Annotated in this window: 33 protein-coding genes; 27 read left to right on the top strand and 6 right to left on the bottom strand. The window is 47.3% G+C overall.

What is annotated here, in order from left to right:
• Positions 1 to 74 precede the first annotated feature (74 nt).
• The 13 genes from BUQ98_RS05350 (at position 75) to BUQ98_RS05290 (ending at position 9,554) form a co-directional block, all read left to right on the top strand.
• A complete protein-coding gene (locus BUQ98_RS05350) occupies positions 75 to 2,036 on the top strand; it encodes an ATP-dependent nuclease (protein ID WP_074212836.1) in 1,962 nt (653 codons plus the stop codon).
• A 27-nt stretch (positions 2,037 to 2,063) separates the two neighbouring features.
• Positions 2,064 to 2,789 (top strand): hypothetical protein, encoded by a 726-nt coding sequence (locus BUQ98_RS05345; protein ID WP_083605210.1) that lies wholly within the window; start codon positions 2,064 to 2,066, stop codon positions 2,787 to 2,789.
• A 93-nt stretch (positions 2,790 to 2,882) separates the two neighbouring features.
• Positions 2,883 to 3,383, top strand: coding sequence for a GNAT family N-acetyltransferase (locus BUQ98_RS05340; RefSeq protein ID WP_074212835.1), 501 nt, complete (start codon positions 2,883 to 2,885; stop codon positions 3,381 to 3,383).
• A gap of 113 nt (positions 3,384 to 3,496) precedes the next feature.
• Positions 3,497 to 3,682: a putative quinol monooxygenase gene (locus tag BUQ98_RS16905; RefSeq protein ID WP_139294642.1), complete on the top strand. Its 186-nt coding sequence runs from the start codon at positions 3,497 to 3,499 to the stop codon at positions 3,680 to 3,682.
• A 180-nt stretch (positions 3,683 to 3,862) separates the two neighbouring features.
• Positions 3,863 to 4,378 carry a GNAT family N-acetyltransferase gene (locus BUQ98_RS05330; protein WP_074213594.1) on the top strand — a complete coding sequence of 172 codons (516 nt, stop codon included), beginning with the start codon at positions 3,863 to 3,865 and terminating at the stop codon, positions 4,376 to 4,378.
• A gap of 122 nt (positions 4,379 to 4,500) precedes the next feature.
• Positions 4,501 to 5,271 carry a GNAT family N-acetyltransferase gene (locus BUQ98_RS05325; RefSeq protein ID WP_074212833.1) on the top strand — a complete coding sequence of 257 codons (771 nt, stop codon included), beginning with the start codon at positions 4,501 to 4,503 and terminating at the stop codon, positions 5,269 to 5,271.
• Between the two features lie 183 nt (positions 5,272 to 5,454).
• Positions 5,455 to 5,841, top strand: a complete 387-nt coding sequence (locus BUQ98_RS05320) for a VOC family protein (protein WP_074213593.1) — start codon at positions 5,455 to 5,457, stop codon at positions 5,839 to 5,841.
• A 99-nt stretch (positions 5,842 to 5,940) separates the two neighbouring features.
• Positions 5,941 to 6,561: a DUF2726 domain-containing protein gene (locus tag BUQ98_RS05315; RefSeq protein ID WP_074212832.1), complete on the top strand. Its 621-nt coding sequence runs from the start codon at positions 5,941 to 5,943 to the stop codon at positions 6,559 to 6,561.
• A 71-nt stretch (positions 6,562 to 6,632) separates the two neighbouring features.
• On the top strand, positions 6,633 to 7,058 hold the full coding sequence (locus BUQ98_RS05310) for a bleomycin resistance protein (RefSeq protein WP_074212831.1): 426 nt from the start codon (positions 6,633 to 6,635) through the stop codon (positions 7,056 to 7,058).
• Positions 7,059 to 7,089: 31 nt separating this feature from the next.
• On the top strand, positions 7,090 to 7,839 hold the full coding sequence (locus tag BUQ98_RS05305; protein WP_074212830.1) for an SDR family oxidoreductase: 750 nt from the start codon (positions 7,090 to 7,092) through the stop codon (positions 7,837 to 7,839).
• A 73-nt stretch (positions 7,840 to 7,912) separates the two neighbouring features.
• Positions 7,913 to 8,446, top strand: coding sequence for a GNAT family N-acetyltransferase (locus BUQ98_RS05300; protein WP_074212829.1), 534 nt, complete (start codon positions 7,913 to 7,915; stop codon positions 8,444 to 8,446).
• Between the two features lie 56 nt (positions 8,447 to 8,502).
• The gene (locus BUQ98_RS05295; RefSeq protein ID WP_074212828.1) at positions 8,503 to 8,982 is read left to right on the top strand and encodes a GNAT family N-acetyltransferase; all 480 of its coding nucleotides are present in this window, start codon (positions 8,503 to 8,505) and stop codon (positions 8,980 to 8,982) included.
• A gap of 62 nt (positions 8,983 to 9,044) precedes the next feature.
• A complete protein-coding gene (locus BUQ98_RS05290) occupies positions 9,045 to 9,554 on the top strand; it encodes a GNAT family N-acetyltransferase (protein WP_074212827.1) in 510 nt (169 codons plus the stop codon).
• Positions 9,555 to 9,567: 13 nt separating this feature from the next.
• Here the strand turns inward: BUQ98_RS05290 and BUQ98_RS05285 are convergent, their stop codons facing one another.
• From BUQ98_RS05285 to BUQ98_RS05270, 4 genes are all read right to left on the bottom strand, one after another.
• A complete protein-coding gene (locus BUQ98_RS05285) occupies positions 9,568 to 10,395 on the bottom strand; it encodes a TauD/TfdA dioxygenase family protein (RefSeq protein WP_074212826.1) in 828 nt (275 codons plus the stop codon).
• Positions 10,392 to 10,643 (bottom strand): hypothetical protein, encoded by a 252-nt coding sequence (locus BUQ98_RS05280; RefSeq protein ID WP_074212825.1) that lies wholly within the window; start codon positions 10,641 to 10,643, stop codon positions 10,392 to 10,394. Before BUQ98_RS05280 ends, BUQ98_RS05285 begins: the two co-directional genes overlap by 4 nt.
• 120 nt (positions 10,644 to 10,763) lie before the next feature.
• Positions 10,764 to 11,000: an RNA recognition motif domain-containing protein gene (locus BUQ98_RS05275; RefSeq protein ID WP_074212824.1), complete on the bottom strand. Its 237-nt coding sequence runs from the start codon at positions 10,998 to 11,000 to the stop codon at positions 10,764 to 10,766.
• 117 nt (positions 11,001 to 11,117) lie between these two features.
• On the bottom strand, positions 11,118 to 11,561 hold the full coding sequence (locus BUQ98_RS05270; RefSeq protein ID WP_074212823.1) for a MarR family winged helix-turn-helix transcriptional regulator: 444 nt from the start codon (positions 11,559 to 11,561) through the stop codon (positions 11,118 to 11,120).
• A 179-nt stretch (positions 11,562 to 11,740) separates the two neighbouring features.
• Between BUQ98_RS05270 and BUQ98_RS05265 the strand changes: the two genes are divergently transcribed.
• Both BUQ98_RS05265 and BUQ98_RS05260 read left to right on the top strand, forming a co-directional pair.
• Positions 11,741 to 12,169 (top strand): organic hydroperoxide resistance protein, encoded by a 429-nt coding sequence (locus BUQ98_RS05265; RefSeq protein WP_074212822.1) that lies wholly within the window; start codon positions 11,741 to 11,743, stop codon positions 12,167 to 12,169.
• A 185-nt stretch (positions 12,170 to 12,354) separates the two neighbouring features.
• On the top strand, positions 12,355 to 12,849 hold the full coding sequence (locus BUQ98_RS05260; RefSeq protein WP_139294640.1) for a GNAT family N-acetyltransferase: 495 nt from the start codon (positions 12,355 to 12,357) through the stop codon (positions 12,847 to 12,849).
• 28 nt (positions 12,850 to 12,877) lie between these two features.
• Here the strand turns inward: BUQ98_RS05260 and BUQ98_RS05255 are convergent, their stop codons facing one another.
• Entirely contained in the window at positions 12,878 to 15,022 is a 2,145-nt protein-coding gene (locus BUQ98_RS05255; RefSeq protein ID WP_083605208.1) for a sensor histidine kinase, read from the bottom strand.
• A 144-nt stretch (positions 15,023 to 15,166) separates the two neighbouring features.
• On the opposite strand from BUQ98_RS05255, the gene BUQ98_RS05250 reads away from it, so the two are divergent.
• The 4 genes from BUQ98_RS05250 to lhgO all read left to right on the top strand — a co-directional run bounded on the left by BUQ98_RS05250 (position 15,167) and on the right by lhgO (position 21,301).
• A complete protein-coding gene (locus BUQ98_RS05250; protein WP_074212821.1) occupies positions 15,167 to 16,516 on the top strand; it encodes a sigma-54-dependent transcriptional regulator in 1,350 nt (449 codons plus the stop codon).
• A gap of 294 nt (positions 16,517 to 16,810) precedes the next feature.
• Positions 16,811 to 17,821, top strand: coding sequence for a TAXI family TRAP transporter solute-binding subunit (locus BUQ98_RS05245; protein WP_074212820.1), 1,011 nt, complete (start codon positions 16,811 to 16,813; stop codon positions 17,819 to 17,821).
• 83 nt (positions 17,822 to 17,904) lie between these two features.
• A complete protein-coding gene (locus tag BUQ98_RS05240; RefSeq protein WP_074212819.1) occupies positions 17,905 to 20,058 on the top strand; it encodes a TRAP transporter permease in 2,154 nt (717 codons plus the stop codon).
• Between the two features lie 7 nt (positions 20,059 to 20,065).
• Positions 20,066 to 21,301, top strand: coding sequence for an L-2-hydroxyglutarate oxidase (gene lhgO / locus BUQ98_RS05235; RefSeq protein WP_074212818.1), 1,236 nt, complete (start codon positions 20,066 to 20,068; stop codon positions 21,299 to 21,301).
• Between the two features lie 59 nt (positions 21,302 to 21,360).
• On the opposite strand, the gene BUQ98_RS05230 is transcribed toward lhgO, so the two are convergent.
• The gene (locus BUQ98_RS05230) at positions 21,361 to 22,005 is read right to left on the bottom strand and encodes an NAD(P)-dependent oxidoreductase (RefSeq protein WP_074212817.1); all 645 of its coding nucleotides are present in this window, start codon (positions 22,003 to 22,005) and stop codon (positions 21,361 to 21,363) included.
• A gap of 208 nt (positions 22,006 to 22,213) precedes the next feature.
• On the opposite strand from BUQ98_RS05230, the gene BUQ98_RS05225 reads away from it, so the two are divergent.
• The 8 genes from BUQ98_RS05225 (at position 22,214) to BUQ98_RS05190 (ending at position 26,665) form a co-directional block, all read left to right on the top strand.
• Positions 22,214 to 22,801 carry a GNAT family N-acetyltransferase gene (locus BUQ98_RS05225; protein WP_074212816.1) on the top strand — a complete coding sequence of 196 codons (588 nt, stop codon included), beginning with the start codon at positions 22,214 to 22,216 and terminating at the stop codon, positions 22,799 to 22,801.
• A 19-nt stretch (positions 22,802 to 22,820) separates the two neighbouring features.
• Positions 22,821 to 23,357 carry a GNAT family N-acetyltransferase gene (locus BUQ98_RS05220; protein ID WP_074212815.1) on the top strand — a complete coding sequence of 179 codons (537 nt, stop codon included), beginning with the start codon at positions 22,821 to 22,823 and terminating at the stop codon, positions 23,355 to 23,357.
• The gene (locus tag BUQ98_RS05215; RefSeq protein ID WP_074213590.1) at positions 23,357 to 23,905 is read left to right on the top strand and encodes a hypothetical protein; all 549 of its coding nucleotides are present in this window, start codon (positions 23,357 to 23,359) and stop codon (positions 23,903 to 23,905) included. Before BUQ98_RS05220 ends, BUQ98_RS05215 begins: the two co-directional genes overlap by 1 nt.
• A 134-nt stretch (positions 23,906 to 24,039) precedes the next feature.
• Positions 24,040 to 24,561, top strand: coding sequence for a GNAT family N-acetyltransferase (locus tag BUQ98_RS05210; RefSeq protein WP_074212814.1), 522 nt, complete (start codon positions 24,040 to 24,042; stop codon positions 24,559 to 24,561).
• The gene (locus tag BUQ98_RS05205; RefSeq protein WP_254813878.1) at positions 24,554 to 25,111 is read left to right on the top strand and encodes a GNAT family N-acetyltransferase; all 558 of its coding nucleotides are present in this window, start codon (positions 24,554 to 24,556) and stop codon (positions 25,109 to 25,111) included. The genes BUQ98_RS05210 and BUQ98_RS05205 overlap by 8 nt, the downstream gene beginning before the upstream one ends.
• A 20-nt stretch (positions 25,112 to 25,131) precedes the next feature.
• On the top strand, positions 25,132 to 25,740 hold the full coding sequence (locus BUQ98_RS05200) for a GNAT family N-acetyltransferase (protein WP_074212813.1): 609 nt from the start codon (positions 25,132 to 25,134) through the stop codon (positions 25,738 to 25,740).
• A gap of 76 nt (positions 25,741 to 25,816) precedes the next feature.
• Complete coding sequence (locus BUQ98_RS05195) at positions 25,817 to 26,032, top strand: VF530 family protein (protein ID WP_046073336.1); 216 nt, start codon at positions 25,817 to 25,819, stop codon at positions 26,030 to 26,032.
• 159 nt (positions 26,033 to 26,191) lie between these two features.
• Positions 26,192 to 26,665 carry a 2TM domain-containing protein gene (locus tag BUQ98_RS05190; RefSeq protein ID WP_074212812.1) on the top strand — a complete coding sequence of 158 codons (474 nt, stop codon included), beginning with the start codon at positions 26,192 to 26,194 and terminating at the stop codon, positions 26,663 to 26,665.
• The last annotated feature ends 54 nt before the right edge of the window (positions 26,666 to 26,719 follow it).

Here is a 26,719-nt window from a genome sequence, read left to right as displayed (position 1 = left end):
AGAGAATTCTTTAACAAAGCATTGCAGCGGACGAGCCGCTGAATGCGGCGTTAGCTTCTTAAACAAGGATGATCATGAAATTAGAGTCAGTTAGAATTAAAAACTTTCGATCTTTTAAAGACGAGACCGTAAACTTTGATGATTATAGTTGCTTTGTTGGGCCAAATGGAGCTGGCAAATCAACAGTGATGAATGCATTGAACGTATTTTTTCGACAACATAAAGATTCTAAAACCGACTTAAGCAAGCTTTCCGCTGACGACTTTCACCATAAAAATACGAGTGAACCAATCTCAATTACTGTAACTTTCAAAGACCTCTCAGAAGAAGCGAAAAAAGGGCTAGCTGATTATGTAAGGCAGGATAAGTTAATTGTTACGGCCAAGGCTGAGTATGATGAAGGAACAGAGAGAGCGGAAGTAAAACAATTTGGTAATAGGCTTGGTATGACCGATTTCAAAATTTGGTTTGAAGCTGAAAAATCTAAGAAACCAGCAAAGGAATTAAAGGAAATATTCGCTGACTTACGAGAAAAATGGCCGGACATATCAACAGCAAATTCAAAAGCTGATATGGCTGAAGCACTTAATTCCTTTGAGGCTGCGCATCCTGAGTGTTGTAGTCTTATTCCTAGTGAAGACCAGTTCTACGGTGTTTCGAAAGGTGCTAATAGACTTGCTCCGCATTTACAATGGGTATTTGTCTCCGCATCAAAAGACTTTTCCGAAGAAGCCGAGGAAAATAAAAACTCTGCCCTTGGCCAACTATTATCGAGGGCCATAAGGTCAAAGGTAAACTTCACTGAAAAAGTTACCACTTTACGAAATGATCTAAAGAAAAACTACCAATCAATGCTAGAAGCAGAACAAGGCGTTCTTTCTAGTATCTCTGATTCGTTGGAAACTAAGTTAAAGCTATGGGCTAATCCGAGTGCCACGGCAAAAGTTCTTTGGAAAAGTGATGCTGAGAAAGCTATAAAAATAGAAGAACCATTTGCTCACATACAAATTGGAGAAAAAGGATTTGAGAGTGAATTGGCACGTTTTGGTCATGGGATGCAGAGGTCATATCTATTAACTCTACTTCAAGAGCTAGCCGATATTGATGACGAAAACGCTCCTACGCTTATTATGGCTATTGAAGAGCCGGAGTTGTATCAACATCCTCCTCAAGCAAGATACCTTTCTGAAGTATTACAAGAATTAGCAAACGACAATTCTCAAATTATAGTCTGTTCTCACAGTCCATATTTTATACCAAGTGATGATTTCCATGCAGTGAGAATGGTTAGAGAGGTTGGTTCTCCGGTTTCTTCATCTGTAACATCTTTAAAATATGATGACTTAGTTAAAGAGCTTACGGATGCAGGTGAGAAAGCAGTCAAAGAAAGCGGTATGATCGCTAAGCTTTACCCAACATTGCGACCTGAAATTAGTGAGATGTTCTTTAGCAAAAAATTGATATTAGTCGAAGGAATAGAGGACGTTGCTTATTTAACCTCGTATATTCAGTTGATGGGTAAATTGTCTGAGTTTAGGCGTTCTGGATACCACATCATTCCTGTCGGTGGAAAGAATGAACTAATCAAGCCTCTTGCGATAGCGAAACTTCTCGCTATCGAAGTTTTTGTAGTTTGTGATGCAGATACGGACAAAACGAGAGCTTATGAAATAAGCAAACATAAGAAAGACAATGCTGCTATTTTGCACCTCTTAGGCCACGACAAAGCAGAGAATTGGCCTAGTAACGATGTGAGAAAATCGAACCTTAGAATGTGGGAAACAAATATAACAAATACCATAGGCCCGGAATTTGGTGAAGATTGGAGGCAACATGAAGATCAAGCTGCCGCTTTTTATGGAAATGCAGGTGGATTGAAGAAAAATCCTTTGGCTGTTTCAAGGGCTCTAGAGAATGCTTGGAAAGCGGGCTTAAAGTCAGATACATTACAAAATTTAGTTAATGATATTCTTGGTTCCAGCAAACCAGAAGCTAACAAGTCAAATCAGCCAGACAGCGCAAGCGCTGCTGTTTGAAGCGTTAGCTTTCCAAATGGAGTTCGAGTGGAAGTAATTAAATTAGCTATTGATAAGCTATCAAACTCAATGAGAATGTATTCAGAAGTTTGCGCAGGGTTCGATAGGTTGAAACTTGTAGATCGAGAAGAAGCAATTGACGATCTTGATCGAGCATTTGAAGCAAAGCTTGAGGCATTCCATAGCCTTTATGACGTGTCGAAGTCTGAGTTTGACTACTTTGGTAATGCAGATACATCATTATTGATACTACTTCGAAACGCAATACACCATCGTGACCATACTTTGTTTCATAGCTGGAATTATGAGATGTTCCATAATAAAGGTTTAGAAAAAAATAGCGGCGCTGCATTTCTCATGGCAAGCCACATTGTTAACAGTGGGATATATACATCTCGGCATTTCTATAGGCTGGATGACATTTTAGACCGTATTGACGACTCAAGGGCATCCCCTTATTTAGAAAATAAAATGGGCAAAAGGAATAGAGAGAAGTTAACAAAGCAACTGAATGAAGATCTTTACTTTAGTTCAATTGCATCGCAAGCAATAAGCGAACGCTATCCTAGTAATCAGGTTTATATAAATATCGTTCCAATATTTATTTCAGCTATGTCTAAAGTGTTTGGCCATTTCAAAGATAAAGGTATTGATTTTAGTCGGTTTGATTCTGATGTATATGTAAGGCACTTTACCAAACCTATGTGTATCGACTTTAAAGACATTGACTTTAAGCAAGTCCGTTTACCATAAAAGCTAACAAGTCAATCAACTACGCGCCTTTCAGGCGCCGGACGCAGCAAAGCTGCGTCGGTTATTGAGGCGTTAGCACACAAGGAGAAGACTTTGAAATTCGCAAGAAAATTTGAATGTTCAAGTTTTGTATTTACTCCAATTGAAATCGCTGATGCAGTGCATTTATTAACCGCAGTGAACTCCGATTTATTTCCTGAGTCGCTTCCATTAGCAAACATTAAAACTCTAACTCAAGCTGAGAATTGGTGTTCAAATCGTATGTCAGAATGGAGTATGGGCAAATGTTATGTTTGGAGCTGTCGCCGATTGCACAACTCCCAAGTTATTGGTCAGGTCACATTGCTTCCTCAGGAAAATCGTTTGGCTTTAGCTTATTGGATTAATCCGGAATTCTGGGGTCAGGGTTTAGCGACGCAAATGTGCAAAGCGTTGTTATCACATGTTCGTAGTTCGGGTTATCAAGGTAGTATTTGGGCAGGTGTCCATTCTTGGAATAGTAGGAGCTCTTCGGTACTAAAGAAACTGGGTTTTGAACAGACAGCTTCTAATAGTGAAAATACAGCGGAGTACAGTTTGGAAATTGTGTGCTAACAAGCAATTTAAGAGGGATTCTGGACTTGATCCGTTTTACTGGCCACGAATATCACTGTTTAGTTAGTGAGCATTTTCTTAATGCTAACTGAATTTTTCAAAAAATAAACTATATGTCAAAAGTCACTCTAGAAGGCTTTATTCTCGTGCCAGCCGCTGATCTTCAGGCTGTGACGCGAGAGCTTGTTAATCATGAAAAGTTGACGTTGGAAGAGCCGGGCTGCTTGGTCTTTAAGGTTCAGCAACATTCGGACAACCCGCTGCGATTTGATGTTTATGAAGAGTTTTTCGATCGCTAACAAGTAGTTAGAAGGGTTATAAGGAGCAATGTCAAAAGGGGGAACGTGGAGAGCAGCACCATCGGTGAAAAATTTTCTCGAAAGGTAGAGAATTGAAGCGCTTTTCATTAGATTAGAGGAATGGTGTGCGTCTACCTCATTGCTTCTGAGAATATTCGTAAGGTTAAATTGGTGGTATCAATGCAAGAAATGATAGTAACAGAGCGGTTGTGTTTGCGTCCGTTCGAGCCTCAAGATGCTACGAGAGTTGCTGAATTGTTAGCAAACAAAGTTATATCTGAAATGACATCAAATATACCTTATCCGTACACTGAATCTGATGCAGCTTCCTGGATTGCTAGCCATCGTGAACGTTACGAAAACCGCACTTCTATCATCTATGCTGTAACGTTAAAACAAACTGGTGACCTTATAGGAACAGTGAGTTTACCTAAGTTGTCCGACGGGCTTGGCATATTAGGCTATTGGTTAGGTGTTCCTTACTGGGGAAACGGTTATGCAACAGAAGCTTCAAAGGCTCTTATTGCTCACTGTAAAAAACACTTTGGGTTGAAGCGTCTACACGTGACGCATTTGGCAGAAAATCAGCGCTCAAAGTCAGTAGTGACAAAGATAGGCATCCAGCACGTAAGAAATATTACTAGCACGGTTAGAGGGTTACCTCGGGATCTCTGCATATATGAATCAGATGTCTAGTACATAAACATTGCTCGAATGGTCCCGTTCAATAGCGCGTAAATCGAAAAGCTGAGGAAAGTAGTATTCCAGTCTAGATAAGAATACTATCCGGAATTTTTTAATATGGTATCGAGGGAACGATGCAAGATAAAAAAGTAAGAGACGCCTATAACGCTTATTTTTACTTTAATAATGAACGAACGCTCTCAACTGATTTAGACAGTGAACTTTTTTCGGTTGAATCTGAAGGTTGCTCTGTCTTCGTGGACAAAACACGTAAGTATGATAACCAGATAATCATCCATGAGTTTTCTAGCATAGAGACTTTAGAGAGTTATCTGAGTTTTTACACACATAACTTGCCCCCTGAAATATCCGTCGAACCGCAGGCAATAACAAATGATCTGACAACATGGTTACTAAATCGTGCCTTTGTATCAGAATATGAGCATGAATTTCTCGAACTGAAGTCGAATGATTATGTGACGTGTGCAGATAAATCCCAGCAAGTGTCAGTTGAACGATGGTCACATGATAATGTTGATGATTTTTTAGCTCTACTTAAAACGTCAGGTTTAGAGTGTTCGAACGAAATCTGGCAGAAGAAACGTCCGCTTTACTGCACCGATACGTTTCGTTGCTATGTTGCGAAAATAAACGGTGCTCCATGTGCTTGGGCAACGAGTTATATCGAGGGCGAATATGTAATACTCGCCAATGCGTATACACAAGAAAGTTATCGTTCGAAAGGGTGTCAAACTGCGTTACTTCGAGCACGAATTGAAGATGCTATTTCTTTAGGTGTTAAAGTGGTGCTGACTGATGTCATGCCAAACAGTACGAGTAGTCGTAACTGTAAGTCAGTTGGCTTTAGGCGTGTTGGTGTGAGAAGCGTATGGTGTAAAAAATAGAGATACCCATAGTTGATATTAAACTTCACCCTTTCAGTGTGATTAGGGATACATGTAAGATCATGTTAATTGATCCTAAATCACACTAGAGATGGAGGTTTAAGTTGATTGCTGAGACGGTTTGATGAATTGCTGGGTTACGACAGTTCATTTTTTATCGAGAAGTTTTTCGAGTCACTTTCAATGAATAATAAACAAGATTCTTCCAATGGTATATCCGTTTACCCATCTGCGTTGCTTATACATGTACCGAATGTAAATGAAGGGCTAGAGTGGTATCGCAAGGCTTTCCCTAATGCAACGCCTATTTATTATACAGACTTTGATTTTACCGCCCTCGACTTAAATGGTTTTCAGTTGGAAATTGTGCAAGCCGATGAAAAAGTCCGCAATGGTAAGTGCGGAACTGTGCTGTATTGGCTGGTTGATGACGTGTTAAGCGCTCGAGATCACTTTAAGGCAATCGGCGCTGAGTTATACCGCGGTCCAATGGCGATCGAGCATGGACTATCAATGTGCCAAGTCACTGATCCATTTGGAAACCTCATTGGGCTCCGAGGGCCTGTTTGATGAATGAGAAGAGTTAGCAAGAGAAAGAATCAACGAGTTGTCATCTCAATAAATCACCATGGAATTGCTTCTTGGATGCACAATTAGGGAATATTGATAATGTTATATCTTGGTATTTTTATCGTTTTTGTCTATCTGGTGTGGAAGTTTACAAAGGATAGCCAACCAACGGATACTCCGTGGAAGAGAAAGGAGCCGTCTCTTAGTAAAGAGATTAAGTGCTCAGAATCCTCAGATAATCAACTAGATGACGATAACCCTCATAAACGTCGATTTGAGAGAGTTGAGCATAAACGCCAATCACATCTTGCGACTAGAAACGAGCAGAAACTCTATTTTGCTCTCCAAAAGGCACTTCCCTCTGATTATGTCATTCACAGCCAAGTCTCTCTTATGGCGCTAGTTAAGCCCGTCAACTTCCGGCATAACTCTCGTACATGGGCGAAGCGTATGGATTTTGTGATAACTGACAAAACGACAAGAATACTCGCTGTGATTGAGTTAGATGATGCGACGCATCAATGGAAGAAAAGACAGGAACGCGATCTGTACGTAAATGAAGCGCTTTATGGTCATCATAAACTGATACGTATTCCGTCAGCGAGTTTTTATGAACCATCAAAACTCGCAGATATATTATCGTGTGAAGTAGGCATTAAGTGTAATAACTTTGAAGAAAAGCATTCGCTAAGTGATGTTAGTAAACCAAATGTCACTTAGTGTTTGATAAAAGTAAGCTTGTCAAGTGATTAAGAGTAAAAAGTTCGTTGTTTATTATATAAAGGGATTTTATGGAAGAATATTGGAACCCAATGGTGCCAGAGTTAACTGTGAGTAATTTTGAAAGGTCACTCCATTTTTATCAGGATTTGCTTGGGTTCAAAATTAGAAACCAACGCACCACACCAAAATTCGCTTACTTAGAGTATGAGAATGTTCATATTATGATTGAGCAAATGCATGATGCCGGATGGGAGACAGGGGCACTCGTCTACCCACTCGGGCGAGGTGTTAATTCTCAAATAGAGTTAAGTGATATTTCGCCGGTTCTGGAACGCTTGGTTGCGTCTGAAACGCCTCTTTATCAAGAACCACAAGAAAACTGGTATGACGAAGGAACAGTGCTTTGCGGTCAACGAGAGTTCTTGGTTCAAGATCCCGATGGCTATTTATTGCGCTTTAGTCAATTTCTCGGAGAGAAAGAAAAAACGTATTAATAATAATGCTTTATAATTGGATGGAATGCAGATGCGTAAAAAGACGGTATTGATAACAGGTGGTGGGCGAGGCATCGGTGCCTCAACGGCCAAGTTATTTGCACGAAACGGATACGTAGTTTTTATTAACTATAGGTCTAATCATCAGGCCGCATCTCGTGTCGCAAACGACATTAAGGCCGATGGAGGGGAGTGTTACCCAATCCAAGCCGACGTTTCCAAAGAGGAAGATGCCATTAAATTGTTTTCGTCTGTGGATCAGCGAGTAGATAAACTGGATGTGCTAGTCAATAACGCTGGCATTTTGCGCCAGCAATCGCGCCTAGAAAATATGACTGCAAGTCGAATCAACGCCATTTTGGTCAACAATATTACAGGATATTTTCTTTGCTGTCGCGAAGCCGTTAAACGTATGTCGACGCGATCGGGTGGAGAAGGTGGTGCGATCATAAATGTCTCTTCTGGTGCGGCCCGCACTGGTTCCCCCAATGAATACATCGATTATGCTGCCTCTAAGGGAGCAGTTGATACACTGACTAAAGGCTTATCTAAAGAGGTTGCAGCGGAAGGAATTCGCGTGAATTGTGTACGTCCTGGCTTAATTTATACCGACATGCATGCAGATGGCGGCGAACCGGAGAGAGTCAAACGATTAGAAAACAAAATCCCGATGCAAAGAGGGGGGCAGCCAGAAGAAGTTGCAGAGGCCATTTTTTGGCTAGCGACTGATAAAGCTTCCTTTTCGACCGGTAACTTTTTAGATTTATCGGGTGGTTTGTAATCAATGTTCGAAACGTAACATCGAGCGAGTATCGCTACCTGTTTTATTATTTATGTGACAGAGAAATTAACCAGTGAAAATCGTTGAGGCAACGACAGCAGATTTAGAAGCATTCTATGTCTATCTGAATGCACAGCTTGAAGAGAATAACACCAATAGTGCGCCAAGCTTCCAGCCGCTTTCTAAAGCATGTAGCTATGTATCCGAAGAGTTAAAAGCGAAGTTTCAAGACGGCTTTCAGTTTGAGGTAGGGCAGACAGGCTGGAGAAAACTATGGTTGGCTAAAGAAGAGAATAATACAATTGTTGGTCATATTGACTTGCGTCAGTATAACGAACCGTACAAGGCTCATCGCGTTATGCTTGGGATGGGGGTTGAAAGTCGTATTAGGCGACAAGGAGTAGGGGTGGCATTAATTAATGCGGTGGTGGCGTTTTGTCAACACACAGAGCATGTCAGATGGCTTGACTTGAACGTGCTCTCTAATAATCTACCCGCCAAAAAACTATACGAAAAATATGGCTTTAAAGTGATTGGCAACATGTCGGATTGCTATCGAATCGATGGTCATTCTATTGATGAGTTAACGATGACCCGAGCTATCTAGCACTGACTTTTGCGCGCTTAATGGAAATAGAGATTACCTTGAGTAAGGATACACCCATGCACCTGACTTTCCGGCCCATCAATCTTGAAACCGATTTTGCTTATTGCGTGGCTGCACGTCGGGACGCTTTTGTGTGTAGCTTTGGCTCCGATGAGGGGTTTGAAGACTTTCTAACTGGATATTATGAACGGGTGAGTGAACGCATGAATCAGCCCGAGTGGTTTTATCGGCATATTTTCGTCGATGGAGAATGGGCTGGGCAGCTTGAATTTCGCAGCACGTCGCCGGAGCCAGAAACTGGTTATGTGCATCTAATCTACCTTGCACCTGCTTTTCGTGGTCGCGGGTTTGCCCCTTTGCTGCAGCACTATATCGAAACCACCTTAACAAACGCCGGGTGTCGCCGAGCAATGCTTTCTGTAAGCCGTGATAACCATCGTGCGTTAACCTTTTATCGCCAGCACGGCTGGGAATTTGTTCGCGCCAACCCCAAACATGCGAAGACCGATTTTTATCAGTGTTGGTTGCCAGCGTAGATACTTATTCGCGCCAATATGCGATTATGGCGCGATAGAAGGTTTCAGTAGGCGAGTGGTTTATGACACTGATATGCCAATCAAAAAGGCTCAATGTGCGACAGTTTACACTCGACGATGCGCCGTTTATTGTGAAGCTGCTTAATGATGCGTCGTTTATACGCTATATCGCAGATAAAAAGGTGCGTACTGAGCAAGATGCAGTCGAGTATCTCCGTCACGGGCCGCTTGCGAGTTATCAAGCATATGGCTTTGGCTTAAATCTGGTGGAACGGCGGGAAGATGGTAAGCCTATCGGCATGTGCGGTGTGCTCAAGCGCGATGAGTTGGCATATCCAGATTTAGGCTACGCGTTTTTATCGCGTTATACCGGGCAAGGATACGCCACAGAAGCCGCCGAGGCGGTGCTTGAAGCAACTCTGTTAGCGAGCGGACTGACTACGGTTCAGGCGGTGACCTTACCGGACAACCAATCCTCCAACCGCTTGCTCGAAAAGCTAGGGTTTCGGCTACAAAGCCAAATCATGCTTTATGGGCATAGCAACAATTTGTATCAATATACCCGCGTTTGAGCGCCATAAGATGTTACTGAGCACGCTCACCCTGAACCGTGACACGGTGTAATCGTCTGGGAGCGTCGCCATAATCGGTTACCGCGTAGTGCTGGGTAGCGCGATTATCCCAGATTGCCACCGAGTGCTTTTGCCAGCGAAAGCGAACGTGATATTTCGATTGGCGTGCTTGACTAAACAGTGTCGCGAGCCGTTGTTGGCTAGCTGCTTCTGGCCAATCGGCAATCGCGCGAGTAAATTGCTCGTTAATAAATAGCACCTCTTGGCCGGTTTCAGGGTGGGCTTGCACCATTGCTCGACGAATCGGTGGGTAGTCTTGAGCGCGTTTCGTCACCACACTCTGGCCGTCGGCATCTTGATGATCGTATCGGCTGCCTTCAAAGGCGTGTAGCGCGTGAATGGTGTCGAGCTGGTGTAGCTCGGTTTTTTCTTCGTCGGTTAGATCGGCCCATACTGCTGCCATGTCACACCAAATCGTATCCCCGCCATGTTCTGGTACATATTGCGCGTGTAAAACCGAGCACTTGGGCGGCACCGCTTGCCATGTCATGTCGGTGTGCCAATAGCTTTGGCTGGGTGGGTTGCCGCGGCTGGTTTCAATCACAACCACTTGGCTGTTGTCGGGCAGATGAGGGAAAAACGGGTGAGGTGGCTCAAGCTCGCCGAAGCGTTTTGCCAGTGCGACATGGTCGTCGGTCGAGAGAGGCTGCTCGCGAAAGAAAAGCACTTTGTAGCGTAAAAATGCTTGATACAACGCCGCAAACTCCGCCTCGGAAAGCTGGGATAGGTCGATATTATCGACTTGCGCCCCTAACGTATCGCCTAACGGGGTTATCTTCATTTGAACCATACCTTACCGCCAATGAATTTATAGGCTGGTGTGCCTCGCACCAGGGTGTCACGCGCAAAGGGCTGCTCGCACTGAGGGCAGTGACACGGCGTGGTCGTGGCATCTTCAACAATCCTTTCTTTAAAGCACTTCACCAAAGCGCCTTTACCACCTTTTCGGTATTTAAACAGCGGCGCATTACAGCGTTTACAGAAAATATCGATGGTTTTACTGGGGCCTTTTTTATTCGGTTTTGCCATGTTGATTGCTCGACGCGAAAAAACTATCAGCAGTAGTATGAACCATGAGTCGTGGGGCGTATACATTCCCACGCAGAGCATGGGAACGTGTGTAGAGAACTTTTTATGATTGTTCTGTACTTAGTTCGCGATTTTCACGCGGATTTTGCTTTTCGCAACACTGGTGAGGTTTAAGGCGGCCATTGCGGCTTTGGCTTGTGTCTCGTCAGGCATGGTCACAAAAGCAAAGCCTTTGGATTCGCCGGTCTCTTGGTCCAGCACCAGAGTGCATTCGGTGACATCGCCGTGTTCAGAAAACAGCTGACGGAGTTGGTGTTCGGTGGTGGTGCGTGCAAGGTTGCGAGCTAAAAGTTTCATTGTTGTCCGTTCATATCGAGGTAACAGCGCCGATTGTGTCAGTAAAGAGGGCCACGACCAAGTAATAGTTTGCCTTTGTTGCCGATGCGCCTTGCGCAGGTGCCGTTTTCCGGACGGTTATGCGTCACTTTCTCCTAAGTCGTGATTAATCATATCCAGCAGCGCAATCAGGTGCTGGGCTTGCTCATCATCAATGCTGGGAAACTTGCAGCGGATTTTCTCAGGGATAGCAGCGGCTTGGTGCTGCAGCTCAATGCCTTTGCCCGTTAGGGTGACCCATCGCTTTCGCTTATCGTCTTCGTCTTTCACGATGGTGAGCAAGCCTTTATCGCTCATCTTTTTCAAAATCTGCGTCATCGCACCACCATCGATCCCCGTCTTCTCGACTAACGTGGCGATCGATAGTTGATTTTCTTCCCACAGCGCCATCATCACCACATATTGCGGATAGGTGAGATCAAGCTCGCTCAACCAGGTTCGGTAGGCGCGCGAAATCCCATTAGAGGCTTTATACAAGCGGTGGCAAATTTGGCTATTGAGCTGTAATTGGGGATAGGTCATGGCTTGTCATTGTCTGTGTGTCTAATAAGTATTTTATTTTGTACGCAAAGTATTTGCAATGCTGGGTCATGCGATCTAGTATTTTGCATGCAAAATAAATAAACCTGATGCAAGCGGCTTCACCGCACCTGCTGGGCGAAGCAGTGAGCCGCAAGCGGACTGGAACACAGGAGAGTGAAATGAAAGAGCTACAAAGTGTTGCCTATACAGCAAAAGCGACCGCTACGGGAGGCCGTGAAGGGTCTGCAAAATCCGATGATGGGCGTTTAGATGTTGCGCTTTCAACCCCCAAAGGGCTCGGCGGGAACGATGGTGAAGGCACCAACCCTGAGCAGCTCTTTGCTGCCGGCTATGCGGCGTGTTTTATTGGCGCGCTTCGTCTAGTGGCGGGTAAAGCAGGCGTCACCTTACCGGAAGATACGCATATCAACTCAGAAGTGTCGATTGGCCCCATTGATGGCGGTTTTGGCATTGCGGTGAAATTGGCGGTATCGGTTGGCGAACTGGATAAAGACACCGCGCAGTCATTGGTGGAACAAGCACACCAAGTATGCCCGTATTCCAATGCCACGCGTGGCAATATTAAGGTTGAATTGTCAGTGATTTAACCTAACTGGCACGCTATGATAGGGAGCGCTGTGTAGCAGGGCTCCCTTTTTTATGCCCGCTCTTTAAGGGAACACGTTGTTCGGTGATCCCTAACCTCGAGTGCTCAGCATTGACCGCTAAGACTATTGACCACGAAGACTAACGCGCGAGCCCTATACCAATAACAAGGATGATGAAAGCTAACATGCCAGACGCCACCAGTAAGCTTATCGAGATAAGTGTCGCCCCGCTAACGAATGAAGACACAGAGGGGGTTCGCCAGGTATCGTTACCTGACCAACAAGTAAAGTTTGCGGGGACTGCAGACGAATTTCTTGCCGAGGACAGTGAGACCATTCACCGCCATGTGATCAAGCGAGCGGGCAAGACGGTAGGCTTTTTTAAACTCGATATCGACTATGCGTCTCAGTATGACTTTTGCCCGCCAAAGACGCTGGGTCTGCGCATGTTTGTGGTGGATGCGCGGTATCAAGGGCAGGGATTAGGTACCGGTGCGGTTAAAGCCTTGCTGGCGTATTTACCCGTTGCTTATGGTGATTTCAATTGGGTGTATCTGACCGTTAACTGTCGAAACCCGGCCGCTAAAGCCTGTTACCAAAAAGGTGGCTTCACCGATACAGGCGAGCTGTATTGGGGCGGTGCGGCTGGCCCTCAGCATATTATGTCGGCCGCACTGTAATTGCGCGCGGAGGCGAGCGGCGCGCGGTTTAGTGACCAGGGATGACTGACTGAAAAGTAAGTTTGAAGGTCAGTCCATTCTGGGCATTAGGGGCGACGCTTATATGTCCATTTATATCTCGCACGTTATTGGCGGTAATCGCGAGCCCCAAACCCAGTCCGTCGCCAATTTTTTTAGAGGTGACAAACGGCTCGAACATGGTTTCAAGAACGTCTGTTGAGGCTCCGCAGCCGTTGTCACTGACCATCAGCTCGACTGTCCTTTCGGCAGGAGTGACCACAAACACCAAGGTCGGCGCCGCGGTATTTGCCATCGCATCGCACGCGTTGGACACCAAGTTCCCCAATATTTGCAATAGTCGTTGTCCTTCACCCTCAATCAGGGGCGTGTCGTGAGGCATCCGCACTCGCACATCAATGTCTGCCAACTGAGCTTGATACACACGCAAGGTCTCATTGAGGGCATCAGCCAGCGACACGGGATGGAGATGCTGTGGTTTGCTGTAGGCAAAGGTTTTTAATTGGCTGGTCATATTGGTCATACGATCAATCAGCTTTTGCACCAGCTGGTTGTTGGCTTTAACTTTTTCTGTCTCGCCGCGCTCAGCAAGCAAGGTGTTGGTGGTGAGTAAGGTACGAAGGCCGGTAAGTGGCTGATTAAGCTCATGAGTAATGGCGCTCGACATTCTCCCTAAGGCGGCCATTTTGCTGGTTTCAATCAGTTGCGCTTGTGCTTGTTGCAGCGCTTGAGTGCGCTCTTCCACGCGCTCGGTGAGTGCTTGGTTCATCTGCTGCAGTGACTGTTCGGCTTTTTTACGTTTGCTAATGTCAATCAACGTCGCCAGGTAGTATTGCTCATCATGCCAAGGAAAGCGGGTGAGCGAGAAAAGCGCTGGAAAGACGCTCCCGTCGCTGCGACGCGCCATGGTTTCAACCGCATTGAGCTCGGCCAGTTCATTGTGCTTATCGAGGTTTTTGAGCAAGGTGAGGGTGGTGGAGTGTGGATTGCCGGTATCAAATAATTCCCAAGCAAAAATGCGGTGATGATTGTTTTCTGGCAGGCCAAATAATCGCTTGGCCATCGGGTTGAGATCAAACAGCGCTCCTTGCTGATCAATTAACAGTAACCCGACTTGTGTTTTATCGATCATTTGTTTAAGCCGGCGCTGCGACTCTTGCAATAAGCTTTGAATACGCTGCTGGTGACGGTGTTTTTGCCGGCGTTGTTGACCGATAATCAACAGCAGAATGACCACGAGCAGTGCGGCGGCCACTCCCCATGCGAACAGGCTTGCCGCGCCTTTGATAGGCTTGTAGGGCGTAAGGTAGCTCACTGACCACTTTAGATCGTCCAGTTTTACCGTGTGGCCGAGAAAGGAGGTGGCATTCAGCCGCCACTGACTGATGGCGGTACTGTCGTAGAGATAACGCGTTTCCCTGTTAACCGTCTGTGTCTTATCGTGTTCTGGCGTTTGTGTCGCGTTCAGCTGGGCTGCATTCAGCTGGGCTGCATTCAGCCAGTCTGCGTTGTACTCGCTGCTGCTTGAAAGGAAAAAGCGCTGTTGCCGATTTTGCAGCAGAATGATGTCTTGACTGGTAATGGGTTGTTCGGTGAGAAAACTCAGGTCAATCTGCACCACCACGATAGCGGCAATGTTAAGCCCCTCAAAAACCGGGGCGGATAAATAGTAGAGTGGGCCATAGCCTTTGGTTTTATTTACCAATGATACGCCTTCACCTTGGTGCAATACTTGCTCGACGATCGCCAATCGATCGGGGCGGCTAAAGCGTTCATCAATCAAGCTCGACGCCAGCACATCGCCTGATGTGGAGAGCAGTGTCCAACCTTCGGTATTGGCCGCTTTGTCGAGTTGTGTGAGTTTTGCTTGGAAGGCGGCGGGGTCATGCTGCGCGCCCTTTACAATCGCCAGTGTGTCAGGATGGTTGGTCAGCAAATAAGGCAGATGATAGAAGCGTCTTAATGCACGGCGGACCTCACCGATGTAGTCCAAAAGCTTGTTCTGCACCTCAATATGATGTTGTACGCTTAACCACTGATAAGCCGCTTCACGGCTGATGCCATATGAGAAAATCACCAGTATGCCGACGAATACTAATCGAGCCCATGTCGTCTTGATGCTGGTTTCTTGGTGGCTGTGGTGATCCTGATGCATAACACACTCTCATTCTTATTCTGTTTTAGACTGCGGTGCGCCGAAAAAATGTTAAAGCAGTGTGATGAGAAAGTGAGAGCTAGCTCCTTTTCTGATCGGTGGCTTTTGCTACCGTAATGAAAAACGTATCACGGATGAACCCTCATGATTGCTGAAACACCCCCACGCATTGCCTTGATTGAAGATGACGATATTGTTCGCCAGACCACCTGCCAGTGGCTAGAGCTGGCAGGGTTTGAGGTGGCAGCATTTAGTCATGGCAAAGCCGGGTTGGATGCCGTGCTACAGCACCCGTTTGATGCGGTGGTCAGCGACGTCAAACTCCCTGATGTTGATGGATTATCGATCCTGAGTGAGCTTGAGCAGCACCTGGTGGCCACGCCTGTGTTGTTTATTACCGGACACGGTGATGTTGATATGGCCGTGGGGGCGTTGCAAAACGGGGCGTTTGATTTTATCGAAAAACCTTTTGAGCCCGAGCGTTTGTCTCAGCGTGTTACCGAGGCGGTTGATACTTATCGCCAGCAAGCATCGACGCAAGAGCGGCAAGCGTATTTAGCGCGCATCAGCGGGTTAGAAAAGGTATTGATTGGGCAAAGTCGTGTGATGCAACAGTTACGTGAGCAAGTGGCAAAACTGGCACGCATTGACACGAATGTGATCATTTATGGGGAAACAGGCTGTGGCAAAGAGCTGGTGGCGACCAGCTTGCATAATGAGAGTGTACGTCGTGGACAACGCTTGGTGCCGATTAACTGCGGCGCGATCCCAGAAAACTTGTTTGAAAGTGAGCTGTTTGGCCATGAAGCGGGGGCGTTTACCGGTGCCAATCAGCGTCGGATTGGTAAGCTCGAATACGCGCACAAGGGCACTTTGTTTTTTGATGAAGTAGAGAGCATGCCGATGAGCATGCAAGTAAAGGTTTTACGCGTGCTTCAGGAGCAAAGGGTTGAGCGAGTGGGAGGAAATCAGTCAATAGCGATCGATACGCGGGTGATTGCGGCAGCGAAAGAAGATCTCAGTGGTCATGAAACCTTTCGGCAAGATTTGTACTACCGCTTAAACGTGGCACAAATTCATATTCCGCCCTTAAGAGAGCGTGACGATGATGCGTTAATCTTGTTTGAACACTTTACCCGTCAGACCAATCCGGAGACACGCTTGGCCAGTGAGGCTGATCGGCACGCCATTTTGTCTTATTCATGGCCGGGTAATATTCGCGAGCTGCGTAACGTAGCAGTGCGGTTTGCCTTGGATGACAGTATTTCAGTGATGGAAATCTTATCGAATCGTCCCTCATCGACCATGGAAACCATCCAGTCGGATGTCCCGCTTCTAATCCAACTGCATAACTTTGAGCGCAAGGTATTGCATGAGTGCTTGGTCGCCCATCGAGGGCGAATTCATGAAGTGATGGTAGCACTCGATTTGCCTCGCCGTACCTTGAACCAAAAAATGAAAAAGTTTGGCTTACACCGTGCTGACTATACCTAAGTGAATCGGCAAAAAATTGCTCAAGGCGAAACGCGCCGCGTTTAAGCGTTGATCACACTTTAGTTACATTTTGTGATGCCTGACTGCCTAGTGAGCCGCTATCATCAGCAAGATTTTGCTTATTGGCCCAGCCATAAATGAGAAAAATCTTGCTGATTATCCATGGCCTCTTCTTATATTTCCTTTTATAACAGGGATATAGGCTTTGGCATTCCCTTTGCTATCTATGCTTTGCTGTTAAATAATTTTGTAATTTATGTAAACCAATAATACAGCCCTACATGGAGAGTAAAGATGAAGATCAATCAGCTATTTAAAGCACTGACGTTTGCTGCGGCCTCGTTTAGCCTCGCCTCGACCGCTGTCGCAGAAGACCGAAGCTATATCCTCGCAACGGCTTCAACCGGTGGCACCTACTATCCCGTTGGTGTCGCGCTGGCGACGCTGAGTAAGGTCAAGCTGGCGCCTAAGCACCATTTTTCGTTGTCGGCAATCAGCTCCGCTGGCTCCGGCGAGAATGTGAAGCTCCTGAACGAAGATGAAGCGCAATTTGCGATCTTGCAGGGCTTATACGGCGCATGGGCCTGGTCCGGCGAGGGGCCATATGCTGAAAGTGGCCGCCAAGATCAACTGCGCTCTGTGTCTATGCTCTGGCAAAACGTTGAGCACTTTATTGTGCGCAGTGAGCTGGCAGAAACAGGCACCGTGAGTGATTTGAGTAACCTTGAAGGTGAAAAATTTTCGATTGGTAAGAAGAATTCAGGTACCGAAAACTCAGGTCGTCAGATAATGAAGGGACTTGGCGTGGATCCGGAATCCTTTAATTTGGCTTACATGGGTTATGGTGGCAGTGCCAGCGCACTACAAAATGGCACCATTGATGGCATGAATACCCCAGCGGGGGTGCCAGTTGGTGCGGTTACCCAAGCGTTCGCTGCACTGGGGAATGATATCTCTATCCTGTCTTTTACTGACGAGCAAATCAAAGCGGCGAACGGTAAATACAACCTTTGGACCAAGTACGAAATTCCTGCTAATACCTATCCTGAGCTGGATAAGCCGGTCACCACCATTGCGCAACCTAACTTCTTGGCCGTGCGTAAAGATCTTTCCGATGAGGATGTGTATCAGCTCACCAAGGCTATTTACGAGAACTTGTCTTTCCTTCAAGGCATTCATAAAGCCACCAAAGCGATGGCGATTGAAAAAGCGATCGCCGGTTTGCCTGTGCCACTGCATCCAGGTGCAGCACGCTATTACCAAGAAGTGGGTATCGATATCCCGTCTGAACTGGTAATGAAATAAGGCGATAGCGCTCCGGGATAGCTCGGAGCGCCTATCGAGATCAAATACTGCATGGAAACGCGGATACTGCTTGGAGTAAAGGGATGAGCGAGCCAAGAGAGCACGAGCCTGTTGAGCAAGGGCCTGATGAAACAGCGCTGGAGAAATTTGAATTACCCACGCGCGATGATTTTCCGTGGGTGACCACCACCATCACTGTGCTGGGCGTGGTGTTGTCTGTATTGCATATTTGGTTCAATACGCTATCAACACTACCGGAGTTATGGATTTCGGCGACCCACTTTGCGGGGTTTGCGGTGATTTGTGCACTGTGGTATCCAGCCCATATCTCTTTGAAGCGGAATAAAATAGCGCTGGCGGTCGATATTTTTATTGCGTTAGGTGCAGTGGCTTGTCTGTTGTATATCCCTTATGCCGAGGACGCGTTGTACGCGCGTGGGGTAAAATTTGTCACTGCCGATTGGGTGTTCGCCAGCTTAGCGATCATCATCGTGGTGGAGCTGATTCGTCGTACCATGGGATGGTTTATTCCCATTCTGATTATGGTGTGTTTGAGCTATGTCGTGCTGTGGGGCGAGTGGGCGTCGGGGATTTTTCACTTTCCCGGATTGAGCCTTGAAACCCTGTTATATCGCAGTTACTACTCCTCGGAAGGCATGTTTGGCGCGATTACCCGGATTAGCTGGACGTTCGTGTTTATGTTCATTTTATTTGGCGCTTTTCTTGTCCGCTCTGGGGTTGGAGATTATATCATCAACGTGGCCCGTGCGGCCGCGGGTAAGATTATTGGCGGGCCGGGTTTTATTGCGGTGATTGGCTCTGGGTTAATGGGGTCAGTGTCAGGCTCGAGCGTAGCGAATACCGTATCGACTGGGGTGATCAGTATTCCTTTAATGCAAAAAGCCGGTTTTCCGTCGCGCTTTGCTGCTGGGGTCGAAGCATCGGCTTCAACTGGGGGGCAATTGATGCCGCCCGTAATGGGGGCGGGGGCGTTTATTATGGCCTCGTACACCCAAATCCCTTACGTTGACATTATTGCCGTATCACTGGTTCCTGCGCTGATCTACTTTCTCTCGGTGGGCTTTTTTGTGCGCATTGAAGCAAAGCGCAGTGGCGTGCAAAAGATTGTCACCACCGAAGACTCTTTATTGATGGTGCTTCTCCGCGGTTGGCATAACCTTATCCCGCTTGCGGTGCTTGTCACCTTGCTGATTAAAGGTTTCACACCCACCTATGCTGCCGGCATTTCGATTATTTCTGTGATTTTCGCTTCCTGGTTTTCCAAAGAGCACCGGATGGGGCCGAAAGCGATCATCGAGGCCTTGGCGCAAGGGGCAAAAAATATGGCCACCACCGCCATCTTGCTCGTGGGCATTGGTTTGGTGGTGAATGTGATCAGCACCACGGGTATCGGCAATACTTTCTCGCTGATGATTGATGGTTGGGCGAACGGTGATCTGTTTATGATGCTGGTGCTAATTGCTATCGCCTCGTTAGTGTTAGGGATGGGATTACCAGTGACCGCTGCCTATATCGTACTGGGCACCTTGTCGGCACCTGCTCTGTATAAGCTTATCGCTGAAAACCAATTGTTGGAGCTGCTGGTATCAGGCCAACTTCCCGAGCAAGCCAAGGCGATATTTATGTTGGCTGCCCCAGACAAACTCGATCTTTTAAATGCGCCAATGACCATGGAAACCGCGCAGCAAATGGTTGCCTTAGTGCCGGCTGACTTTATGGAAACCTTGTTAGAGCAAAGCTTAGGGCTGGAGGCCGTCAGTTTGGCCCTGCTCGCCGCCCACTTAATTATTTTTTGGTTATCGCAAGACAGTAACGTGACCCCGCCGTTTTGTTTGACGGCATTTGCCGCGGCCACCATTGCTAAAACCCCACCGATGCGCACGGGGCTGATGGCGTGGAAAATTGCTAAAGGCTTGTATCTCGTGCCTTTGCTCATTGCTTATACTAGCCTGGTCAGCTGGGATATCGTCTCGGTGTTAGAGGTTGGCTTTTTTGCCATTATTGGCACTTATGCCTTAATTGGCGCGATTGAAGGGTATCTTGAAGGCCCGATTAATTGGGTAAGCCGCCTTTGCTTATTAATGATTGGTGCCTTGTTAGTGTGGCACGATATCCCGTTGTGGCTTCGCTTAGTGAGCGTCGTTGGGTTTGTGGGCCTGTTTATATACAGTGGGCGCAAGTATCAGTTGCAACAATCTCAACTGCCAGTGTCATGAGGCGTATATGAAATCTGTTTATGATTATGTGATTGTCGGTGGTGGTATTGTTGGCGCATCCACAGCCTGGCAATTAAAGCAGCGATACCCAGGCTGCTCCGTATTGCTGGTGGAAAAAGAGGCAAGCGTTGCCCAGCATCAAACGGGGCATAACAGTGGCGTGATCCACGCGGGTGTCTATTATCCACCAGGCAGTTTAAAAGCCGATTTCTGTAAACGAGGAGCGGCGCTGACCGTTGAATTTTGTGCCAAGCACGATATTGCAGTGGAGAACTGTGGCAAGCTATTGGTCGCCACCAACGAGCAAGAGATGGCTCGGATGCGGGCGCTCTATGAGCGATGCTTAACCAATGATATCGACGTGCGCTGGCTGGATGCGGCGGAGCTTCATGCTGAAGAGCCGAATGTTAAAGGCTTGGGTGCCATAGCGGTTCGCGCGACCAGCATTGTTGACTATCGGCGGGTGACTGAGCAAATGGTGTGTGAGTTTGAAGCGCTCGGCGGTGTCACCCAACTCAGTACAGAAGTGATTGGGGCCAGTGAAGCGGCTGAACAAGTCACTCTCCATTGCCAAGCAAGCGGGGAGCGACTGACGATTCAATGTCAATTTGTGGTGACATGCAGTGGATTGATGGCGGATAGAATGACCCAAATGATGGGGATCCCGACAGCGTTTCAAATTATCCCTTACCGCGGGGAATACTATCAACTTGCGAGCCAGTACCAAGGCTTTGTTAATCACCTTATCTATCCAATTCCCGATCCCGATTTACCTTTTTTAGGCGTTCACCTCACGCGGATGATAGACGGCTCCATTACGGTTGGACCTAACGCTGTGCAAGGCTGGAAGCGTGAAGGCTATGGCAAGGTGAATGTCAGTCTAAAAGATACCTGGCAAATGCTGACCTTTGCTGGGTTTTGGAAAGTCACCATCAATAATCTAAAAGCCGGCTTGGTTGAGCTGAAAAATTCCTGGTGGAAGCCGGGTTATGTCAAGCAGGTGAACAAGTATTGCCCAACGATAAAAGCGAAGGATTTGACTTCTTATCCAGCGGGGATCCGTGCTCAAGCCGTGTTAAATGACGGCACCTTGGTCCATGACTTTCTGTTTGCTGAGAGTGCGCGGAGTTTACACGTGTGTAATGCGCCATCGCCGGCAGCGACCTCTGCGATGCCGATTGGTGAATACATTTGTGACAAGGTGACGCAAAAACAGCAGTGGCTAAGCCATGATGCTGATTAGCGCTACATATCGGAAAGTGAAAGCCAGCGCCTATACTCGGCCGCTGGCTTTTGCTTTGATTACTGATAACCGACTGTAAATGCTTGCTGCAGATGCTTAGGTGTTTCGGCCTCATCAAGCATGGCGACCGCGAAGTCTTCCATTGAAATGCGAGACTGTCCGTTGCTATCTGTCACTAAGGTGTCTGTCCCCAATTTGTACTGACCAGTGCGAGTGCCAGGTGCGATCATGGCGGCAGGCGAGAGGTAGCTCCAAATCACATCTTGGCTGGCTAAACATTGCTCATATTGCACTTGGCACGCGCGTGCTATCTCAACGGCTGAGGCGGGGAGAAAGCCCTTTGCGTTTAACACGGTTTCACCGTCAGTGCCTGGAATCATCAGTCGAGCGGCACCGCCAACAATCAGAACGCGCATTTGATGATGGGCTGCGCCTTGGACGACGGCTTGGGTTAACACGGGTAATTGTGCTTCTTCGCCTGTCGGTGGCCGTAACGCCGTAATGGCAAGATCATGACCAACCATTACCGATGCCATCTTGTCCGCATCGCTCAAATTGGCGGCGACAGGCGTTACGCCGTCGGGTAGCTTGCTGAATGCTGCCTCGTTACGTGTCACTGCCGTGACCTTATGGCCGCGTTGCAACGCTTCCGACACAATTCGACTGCCAATATCGCCCGTGGCACCAAATACGATTATATTCATTGCGTTAGTCTCCATGTTATGACTCCTGTGTCCTTATGCCGCGCAATAGCCAGTAAGAAGGGCGGCTGTCATACGCTTGTGGTTAAACCATGATGAACTGATTAAGTTGTGATTTATTATCTATCTTGATGTAAAGATAAATAATAAGAATCTTCACGTCAAGATAAATGCGTGAGTGTTTTTTATTGAGGAAGACAGAGGGGAGCAAATGGAGATAGCGATCCAGCAAGGATGGCCGCTTGAGCAAGCACAAAAAGTGGCTGAGCTCTATGAGCAGGCGTTTGGGATGAAGTTCGCACGGGCAATCTCTAATCAGGCAGCGCGAGTGGCGATACTATCCCGATGTTTCGTCCCAGACTTTTCGTTTGCTGCTATGCAAAACGGCAAGGTGGTGGGGTTGGCCGGGTTTCAAACCCAAGCCGGCGCGTTGACACAGGGTATGGGCGCAAAACAACTGATCGATAGCTTGGGGCTCATCAAGGGTACTTGGGCCTGTGTAGTATTGGCGCTGTTTGAGCGTAAAGCGGCACCCAATGAATTGGTGATGGATGGCATTGCCGTTGATAGCGCAGTACGCGGGCAGGGGATTGGCTCCCAATTATTGGATGCCATTATGGATTATGCTCAAGCGCATGGCTTTGAAAGCGTTCGGTTGGATGTGATTGATAGTAACCCCAGAGCCCGCAAGCTTTATGAAACCAAAGGCTTTGTCGCCACTAAAGAAGAGCGCTTTCCGCACCTAAAATGGTTAGTCGGCTTTTCAGGCGCCACCACCATGGTCAAGGCGCTGAACTAAAACAACAAGAGAGACAAGGATGTTTATGATTGAAACACGTCGACTAGTGCTGCGTGACATGCAGCCGAGCGATGAAGGGGCGTTTGTTCACTTAACGCAACACCAGAAGTACCAGCGTTTTTATAGCGAAACGGACTGCCAGCCAGAGAAATACCGAGACTTACACGCGCGCTTTATCGAACAAGCTAACGCAAATCCACGCGTGGCTTATCAGTTGGCGGTTATCTGCAAGCAATCAGAAAAATGTATAGGCACCGTCGGTTTAAGGCTTGAGGACAACCATCAAGCCTCCATCGGGTGTGGCTTAGCTGTAGAGGCTCAGGGCGCGGGGCTTATGAGGGAGGCGGCTGTCGCCCTGGCCAACTTCGGTTTTGAGTGTCTGGGCGTGCATCGGTTATACGCTGAGACCATTTACGATAATCTCGCTGCAACCAAGCTTTGTCGTTCACTTGGCATGCGACAAGAGGCCCATTTTCATCAGCATCGTTTCTTTAAAGAACGGTGGTGGGATACGGTGGTTTACGCCATATTACGACACGAATGGGAGCAAGGATGATGAAAAAAGCACTGCTTGGCGCACTGATCGTTACACTGCAAGCGTGTACCAGTACGCCCGTTGGTAATGAAACGACCGACGCTGCAGAATGTGTCGGTAGCACGGCGTTGCCAAGCGCATGGGCAGATAAGTTTGTAGCCGTGGACGATCCAGCGCTACTGGCGGCGTCGCTGGGTCAGCCATTGGAAGGGAAGCTTTGCCAAGGCAAGGTATATCAGGCGACTGAAGGGGTAACAGTGTATCGCGCGTGGAATAGCACCAACCCGCATAGTCAGTTTGGTCACTGGTGGGCGTTATCACAACCGTCTGGCTTGGTGGCGGATTATCGCCAAGACTATGAGATTTGTTATCAATGGTCGCCGCTCGATAAATTGGTACAGTGCACCTTGCAACCAGGCGCCAAGATTGTGGTGGGTAATGGTCAAAGCGCGAAATGTTCCGAGTATTTAACTTATCCAACTTCAAGTGCCCAACAAGTTTATCTGCAAGAGGGGGAGCAAGCGGTTCAACATTGTCAAACGTTTGATGCGGTGATGCGTTGGCAGTGATGCGCGGCAATCAACCATTCAATCACATCTAGGTGGCGAGCGCTAAGGCGGTGGGATAACGGGCGGCCAATAAGTGTTTATTTCTCAATATCAATGAGATAGCCTAGTTCTATTATAGGAGTTGGAACAAGCACATGGAATTAGTCGTCCCCGCATTCAATCACCAAGCAGCCTTTACACGCTTTTATGATGATTTTGTTCAGTTTGACCCCGACAATGCCGATTACTATCGGCCGGGGAAAGACGATTTCCCCACTTACGTGACTCGGTTAACGGATGAGTCATTGGGTAAAAACCTTCGTAAAGGGTATGTGTCGTGTAGTCATTTTTGGCTGCTTGATGCTGAGCAACAAATCATTGGCGCGATTCGGATCCGCCATCACATCAATACGCCATTTCTAACCCAAGAAGCTGGACACATTGGCTACGACATTGCGCCATCATATCGTGGACGCGGATGTGGCAAGCAAATGTTAGCCTTAGCACTGCCCAAGGCGAGAGAGCTAGGGATCACTCGCGCTCTAATTACCGCGAATGAAGACAATATGGCATCGCGCAAAGTAATTGAAGCCAATGGCGGCACGTTGGAAAACATCATCAATGGTGAAGTGTTTAATGAATCATTGGCGCGGTACTGGGTGGATATTAATGGATGATTCCCCGCGCGTAGACCAACTGGACAGTGACCGTCTGTTGCTAGTGGCGCCCAATATAGCCCATCACCCTTTCATTTTAGAAGCCGTATTGGAAAGTCAGCACACCCTTGCGCCTTTTATGGATTGGCTTCCGCACGCGTTGACCGAATCGAGCTCGATTGAAAACACCCAACAAGCGATTGATGACTTCGACATGTTTATCAATGAGCTACGCTACTCGATTTTTGAAAAATCGACGGGGCAATTGGTGGGTGTGATCAGCTTAATCATCCGCAACATCGCGATTCCTTATTTTGAAATAGGCTATTGGCTGCGGAGCTCCAAAGAAGGCCTTGGCTATATGAGTGAAGCGGTGCGAACGCTAGAGCAGTATGCGTTTAATGACCTTAATGCCAAGCGTGTCGAAATCAAAACTGCCTACGAAAATACCCGCAGCCGTGCGGTAGCCGAGCGCTGTGGGTATCATCAAGAAGCGATACTTATCAATGACCGTATCCTGCCGAGCGGTGCGATTTCTAGCACTGTGGTTTATGCAAAAGTGGCGGAATGAAAAATAGTGAGGACTAAATCATGAGCATGGAACGCTTTTTTATTCAAGATGATATCATATTGCACGGTGACACGGTTTCCTTGGTCCCTTTATCTGCCTCGCACGCGGATGCATTAGTTGAAGCCGCTACCGATGGAAAGCTTTGGGAGCTTTGGTATACCTCGGTCCCAAACGCAGAATCGGTGGAAGGCTACATCGCTAGCGCCTTGGACGAAAAAGCGAAAGATAAAGCATTGCCGTTCGCCGTGATTGAGAAAGAATCGGGGCGAGTGATTGGGTCAACACGATTGGCCAATGCGGATGCCGCCAATAAGCGCGTGGAACTTGGTTACACTTGGTACTCCAGTCGTTATCACCGCTCGTCGGTAAACACCGAGTGTAAGCGGTTATTACTCGCTTATGCATTTGAAAGCTTGGGGGTGATTGCCGTTGAGTTTCGCACCCATTGGTTGAATCAGGCATCGCGTGCGGCCATTGCCCGTTTAGGGGCCAAACAAGATGGTGTGTTGCGTAACCACAAGATCGTGAATGGCGTATACCGTGATACCGTTGTGTTCTCGATTATCGAAAGCGAATGGCCGGCGATTAAGCTAAACCTTGATTATAAGCTGGCGCGCTACCGTGGTTAAATTCGCGTTTTGCAATATCGTCACGTAAAGTAGCGCTTTTATTGACGAGCGCGTGCTCGAGTTGCTGAGAACCCTTATGGATACACAACCCAATAACCCGCTGCACGGGTTAACCCTACAAACCATTTTGACCCGTTTGGTTGAACACTATGGTTGGTCAGGCCTCTACCAACATATCAATGTGAACTGTTTTTCTAACGATCCTTCGATGAAATCATCGTTGAAATTTTTGCGTAAAACGCAGTGGGCGCGCGATAAAGTCGAAGCCTTGTATATTGATACCTTTTGCTAAGGGTAAAATACACGGATTGGCTATCGGTCGGTGTTTGTTTGTAAGTAATTAATTTTAAATAACTGTCGTTAAGGTGTCGGGGTGCTGTCGGGGTGCTGTCGTGGTAATGTCGCCCCCATTTTGCATAGTGTCGCTAGGGAAGAGCACAAAGGAGCAAGGATGAACGTGAAAGCACTCAGAGTTCAAAAAGGGTGGTCGCAAGACCAATTAGCACAATTTAGTGGGCTAAGTGTTCGAACGATTCAACGTATCGAACGCGGCCACAAACCCGGATTGGAGTCGCTGAAATCGTTGGCTGCTGTGTTTGATATTGACATTAGTGATTTGCAAAAGGAGACAGACATGCAGGCAGATACTTCAATGAGTCCAGAAGAAAGAGCGATTACCAATCGCGTCCGTGCCCTCGGCGGGTTTTATTCTCATTTGACGCGCTATGTGGTCGTGCTAGCGATTTTGTTTATTATCAACTGGCTAACCACTCCAGACTATTACTGGGCTTGGTGGGTCGCATTGGGATGGGGGATTGCCGTGGTCAGCCACGGTGTCAATGCTCTGGGCATTGTCGATCTCTTTGGTGATAAGTGGGAAAAACGTCAGATAGAGAAGCGACTAAATGCGCGGTCAAAGCGTTAGTCGCTACCTGATAACGCCGAGCGAATGTGCCTCGGCGTTTTTGTTTTTCACCAG

It is taken from the genome of Salinivibrio sp. ES.052 (assembly GCF_900141775.1).
Lineage (GTDB): Bacteria > Pseudomonadota > Gammaproteobacteria > Enterobacterales > Vibrionaceae > Salinivibrio.
Note: the sequence above shows the minus strand (reverse complement) of the source record. Positions and strands in the feature narration are given on the sequence as shown.

Excerpts from the sequence above, each read along its gene's own strand:
- BUQ98_RS05350 (WP_074212836.1), top strand. The coding sequence starts at position 75 with ATGAAATTAGAGTCAGTTAGAATTAAAAACTTTCGATCTTTTAAAGAC.
- BUQ98_RS16905 (WP_139294642.1), top strand. The coding sequence starts at position 3,497 with ATGTCAAAAGTCACTCTAGAAGGCTTTATTCTCGTGCCAGCCGCTGAT.
- BUQ98_RS05330 (WP_074213594.1), top strand. The coding sequence starts at position 3,863 with ATGCAAGAAATGATAGTAACAGAGCGGTTGTGTTTGCGTCCGTTCGAG.
- BUQ98_RS05325 (WP_074212833.1), top strand. The coding sequence starts at position 4,501 with ATGCAAGATAAAAAAGTAAGAGACGCCTATAACGCTTATTTTTACTTT.
- BUQ98_RS05320 (WP_074213593.1), top strand. The coding sequence starts at position 5,455 with ATGAATAATAAACAAGATTCTTCCAATGGTATATCCGTTTACCCATCT.
- BUQ98_RS05315 (WP_074212832.1), top strand. The coding sequence starts at position 5,941 with ATGTTATATCTTGGTATTTTTATCGTTTTTGTCTATCTGGTGTGGAAG.
- BUQ98_RS05310 (WP_074212831.1), top strand. The coding sequence starts at position 6,633 with ATGGAAGAATATTGGAACCCAATGGTGCCAGAGTTAACTGTGAGTAAT.
- BUQ98_RS05305 (WP_074212830.1), top strand. The coding sequence starts at position 7,090 with ATGCGTAAAAAGACGGTATTGATAACAGGTGGTGGGCGAGGCATCGGT.
- BUQ98_RS05295 (WP_074212828.1), top strand. The coding sequence starts at position 8,503 with ATGCACCTGACTTTCCGGCCCATCAATCTTGAAACCGATTTTGCTTAT.
- BUQ98_RS05290 (WP_074212827.1), top strand. The coding sequence starts at position 9,045 with ATGACACTGATATGCCAATCAAAAAGGCTCAATGTGCGACAGTTTACA.
- BUQ98_RS05285 (WP_074212826.1), bottom strand. The coding sequence starts at position 10,395 with ATGAAGATAACCCCGTTAGGCGATACGTTAGGGGCGCAAGTCGATAAT.
- BUQ98_RS05280 (WP_074212825.1), bottom strand. The coding sequence starts at position 10,643 with ATGGCAAAACCGAATAAAAAAGGCCCCAGTAAAACCATCGATATTTTC.
- BUQ98_RS05275 (WP_074212824.1), bottom strand. The coding sequence starts at position 11,000 with ATGAAACTTTTAGCTCGCAACCTTGCACGCACCACCACCGAACACCAA.
- BUQ98_RS05270 (WP_074212823.1), bottom strand. The coding sequence starts at position 11,561 with ATGACCTATCCCCAATTACAGCTCAATAGCCAAATTTGCCACCGCTTG.
- BUQ98_RS05265 (WP_074212822.1), top strand. The coding sequence starts at position 11,741 with ATGAAAGAGCTACAAAGTGTTGCCTATACAGCAAAAGCGACCGCTACG.
- BUQ98_RS05260 (WP_139294640.1), top strand. The coding sequence starts at position 12,355 with ATGCCAGACGCCACCAGTAAGCTTATCGAGATAAGTGTCGCCCCGCTA.
- BUQ98_RS05255 (WP_083605208.1), bottom strand. The coding sequence starts at position 15,022 with ATGCATCAGGATCACCACAGCCACCAAGAAACCAGCATCAAGACGACA.
- BUQ98_RS05250 (WP_074212821.1), top strand. The coding sequence starts at position 15,167 with ATGATTGCTGAAACACCCCCACGCATTGCCTTGATTGAAGATGACGAT.
- BUQ98_RS05245 (WP_074212820.1), top strand. The coding sequence starts at position 16,811 with ATGAAGATCAATCAGCTATTTAAAGCACTGACGTTTGCTGCGGCCTCG.
- BUQ98_RS05240 (WP_074212819.1), top strand. The coding sequence starts at position 17,905 with ATGAGCGAGCCAAGAGAGCACGAGCCTGTTGAGCAAGGGCCTGATGAA.
- lhgO (WP_074212818.1), top strand. The coding sequence starts at position 20,066 with ATGAAATCTGTTTATGATTATGTGATTGTCGGTGGTGGTATTGTTGGC.
- BUQ98_RS05230 (WP_074212817.1), bottom strand. The coding sequence starts at position 22,005 with ATGAATATAATCGTATTTGGTGCCACGGGCGATATTGGCAGTCGAATT.
- BUQ98_RS05225 (WP_074212816.1), top strand. The coding sequence starts at position 22,214 with ATGGAGATAGCGATCCAGCAAGGATGGCCGCTTGAGCAAGCACAAAAA.
- BUQ98_RS05220 (WP_074212815.1), top strand. The coding sequence starts at position 22,821 with ATGTTTATGATTGAAACACGTCGACTAGTGCTGCGTGACATGCAGCCG.
- BUQ98_RS05215 (WP_074213590.1), top strand. The coding sequence starts at position 23,357 with ATGAAAAAAGCACTGCTTGGCGCACTGATCGTTACACTGCAAGCGTGT.
- BUQ98_RS05210 (WP_074212814.1), top strand. The coding sequence starts at position 24,040 with ATGGAATTAGTCGTCCCCGCATTCAATCACCAAGCAGCCTTTACACGC.
- BUQ98_RS05205 (WP_254813878.1), top strand. The coding sequence starts at position 24,554 with ATGGATGATTCCCCGCGCGTAGACCAACTGGACAGTGACCGTCTGTTG.
- BUQ98_RS05200 (WP_074212813.1), top strand. The coding sequence starts at position 25,132 with ATGAGCATGGAACGCTTTTTTATTCAAGATGATATCATATTGCACGGT.
- BUQ98_RS05195 (WP_046073336.1), top strand. The coding sequence starts at position 25,817 with ATGGATACACAACCCAATAACCCGCTGCACGGGTTAACCCTACAAACC.
- BUQ98_RS05190 (WP_074212812.1), top strand. The coding sequence starts at position 26,192 with ATGAACGTGAAAGCACTCAGAGTTCAAAAAGGGTGGTCGCAAGACCAA.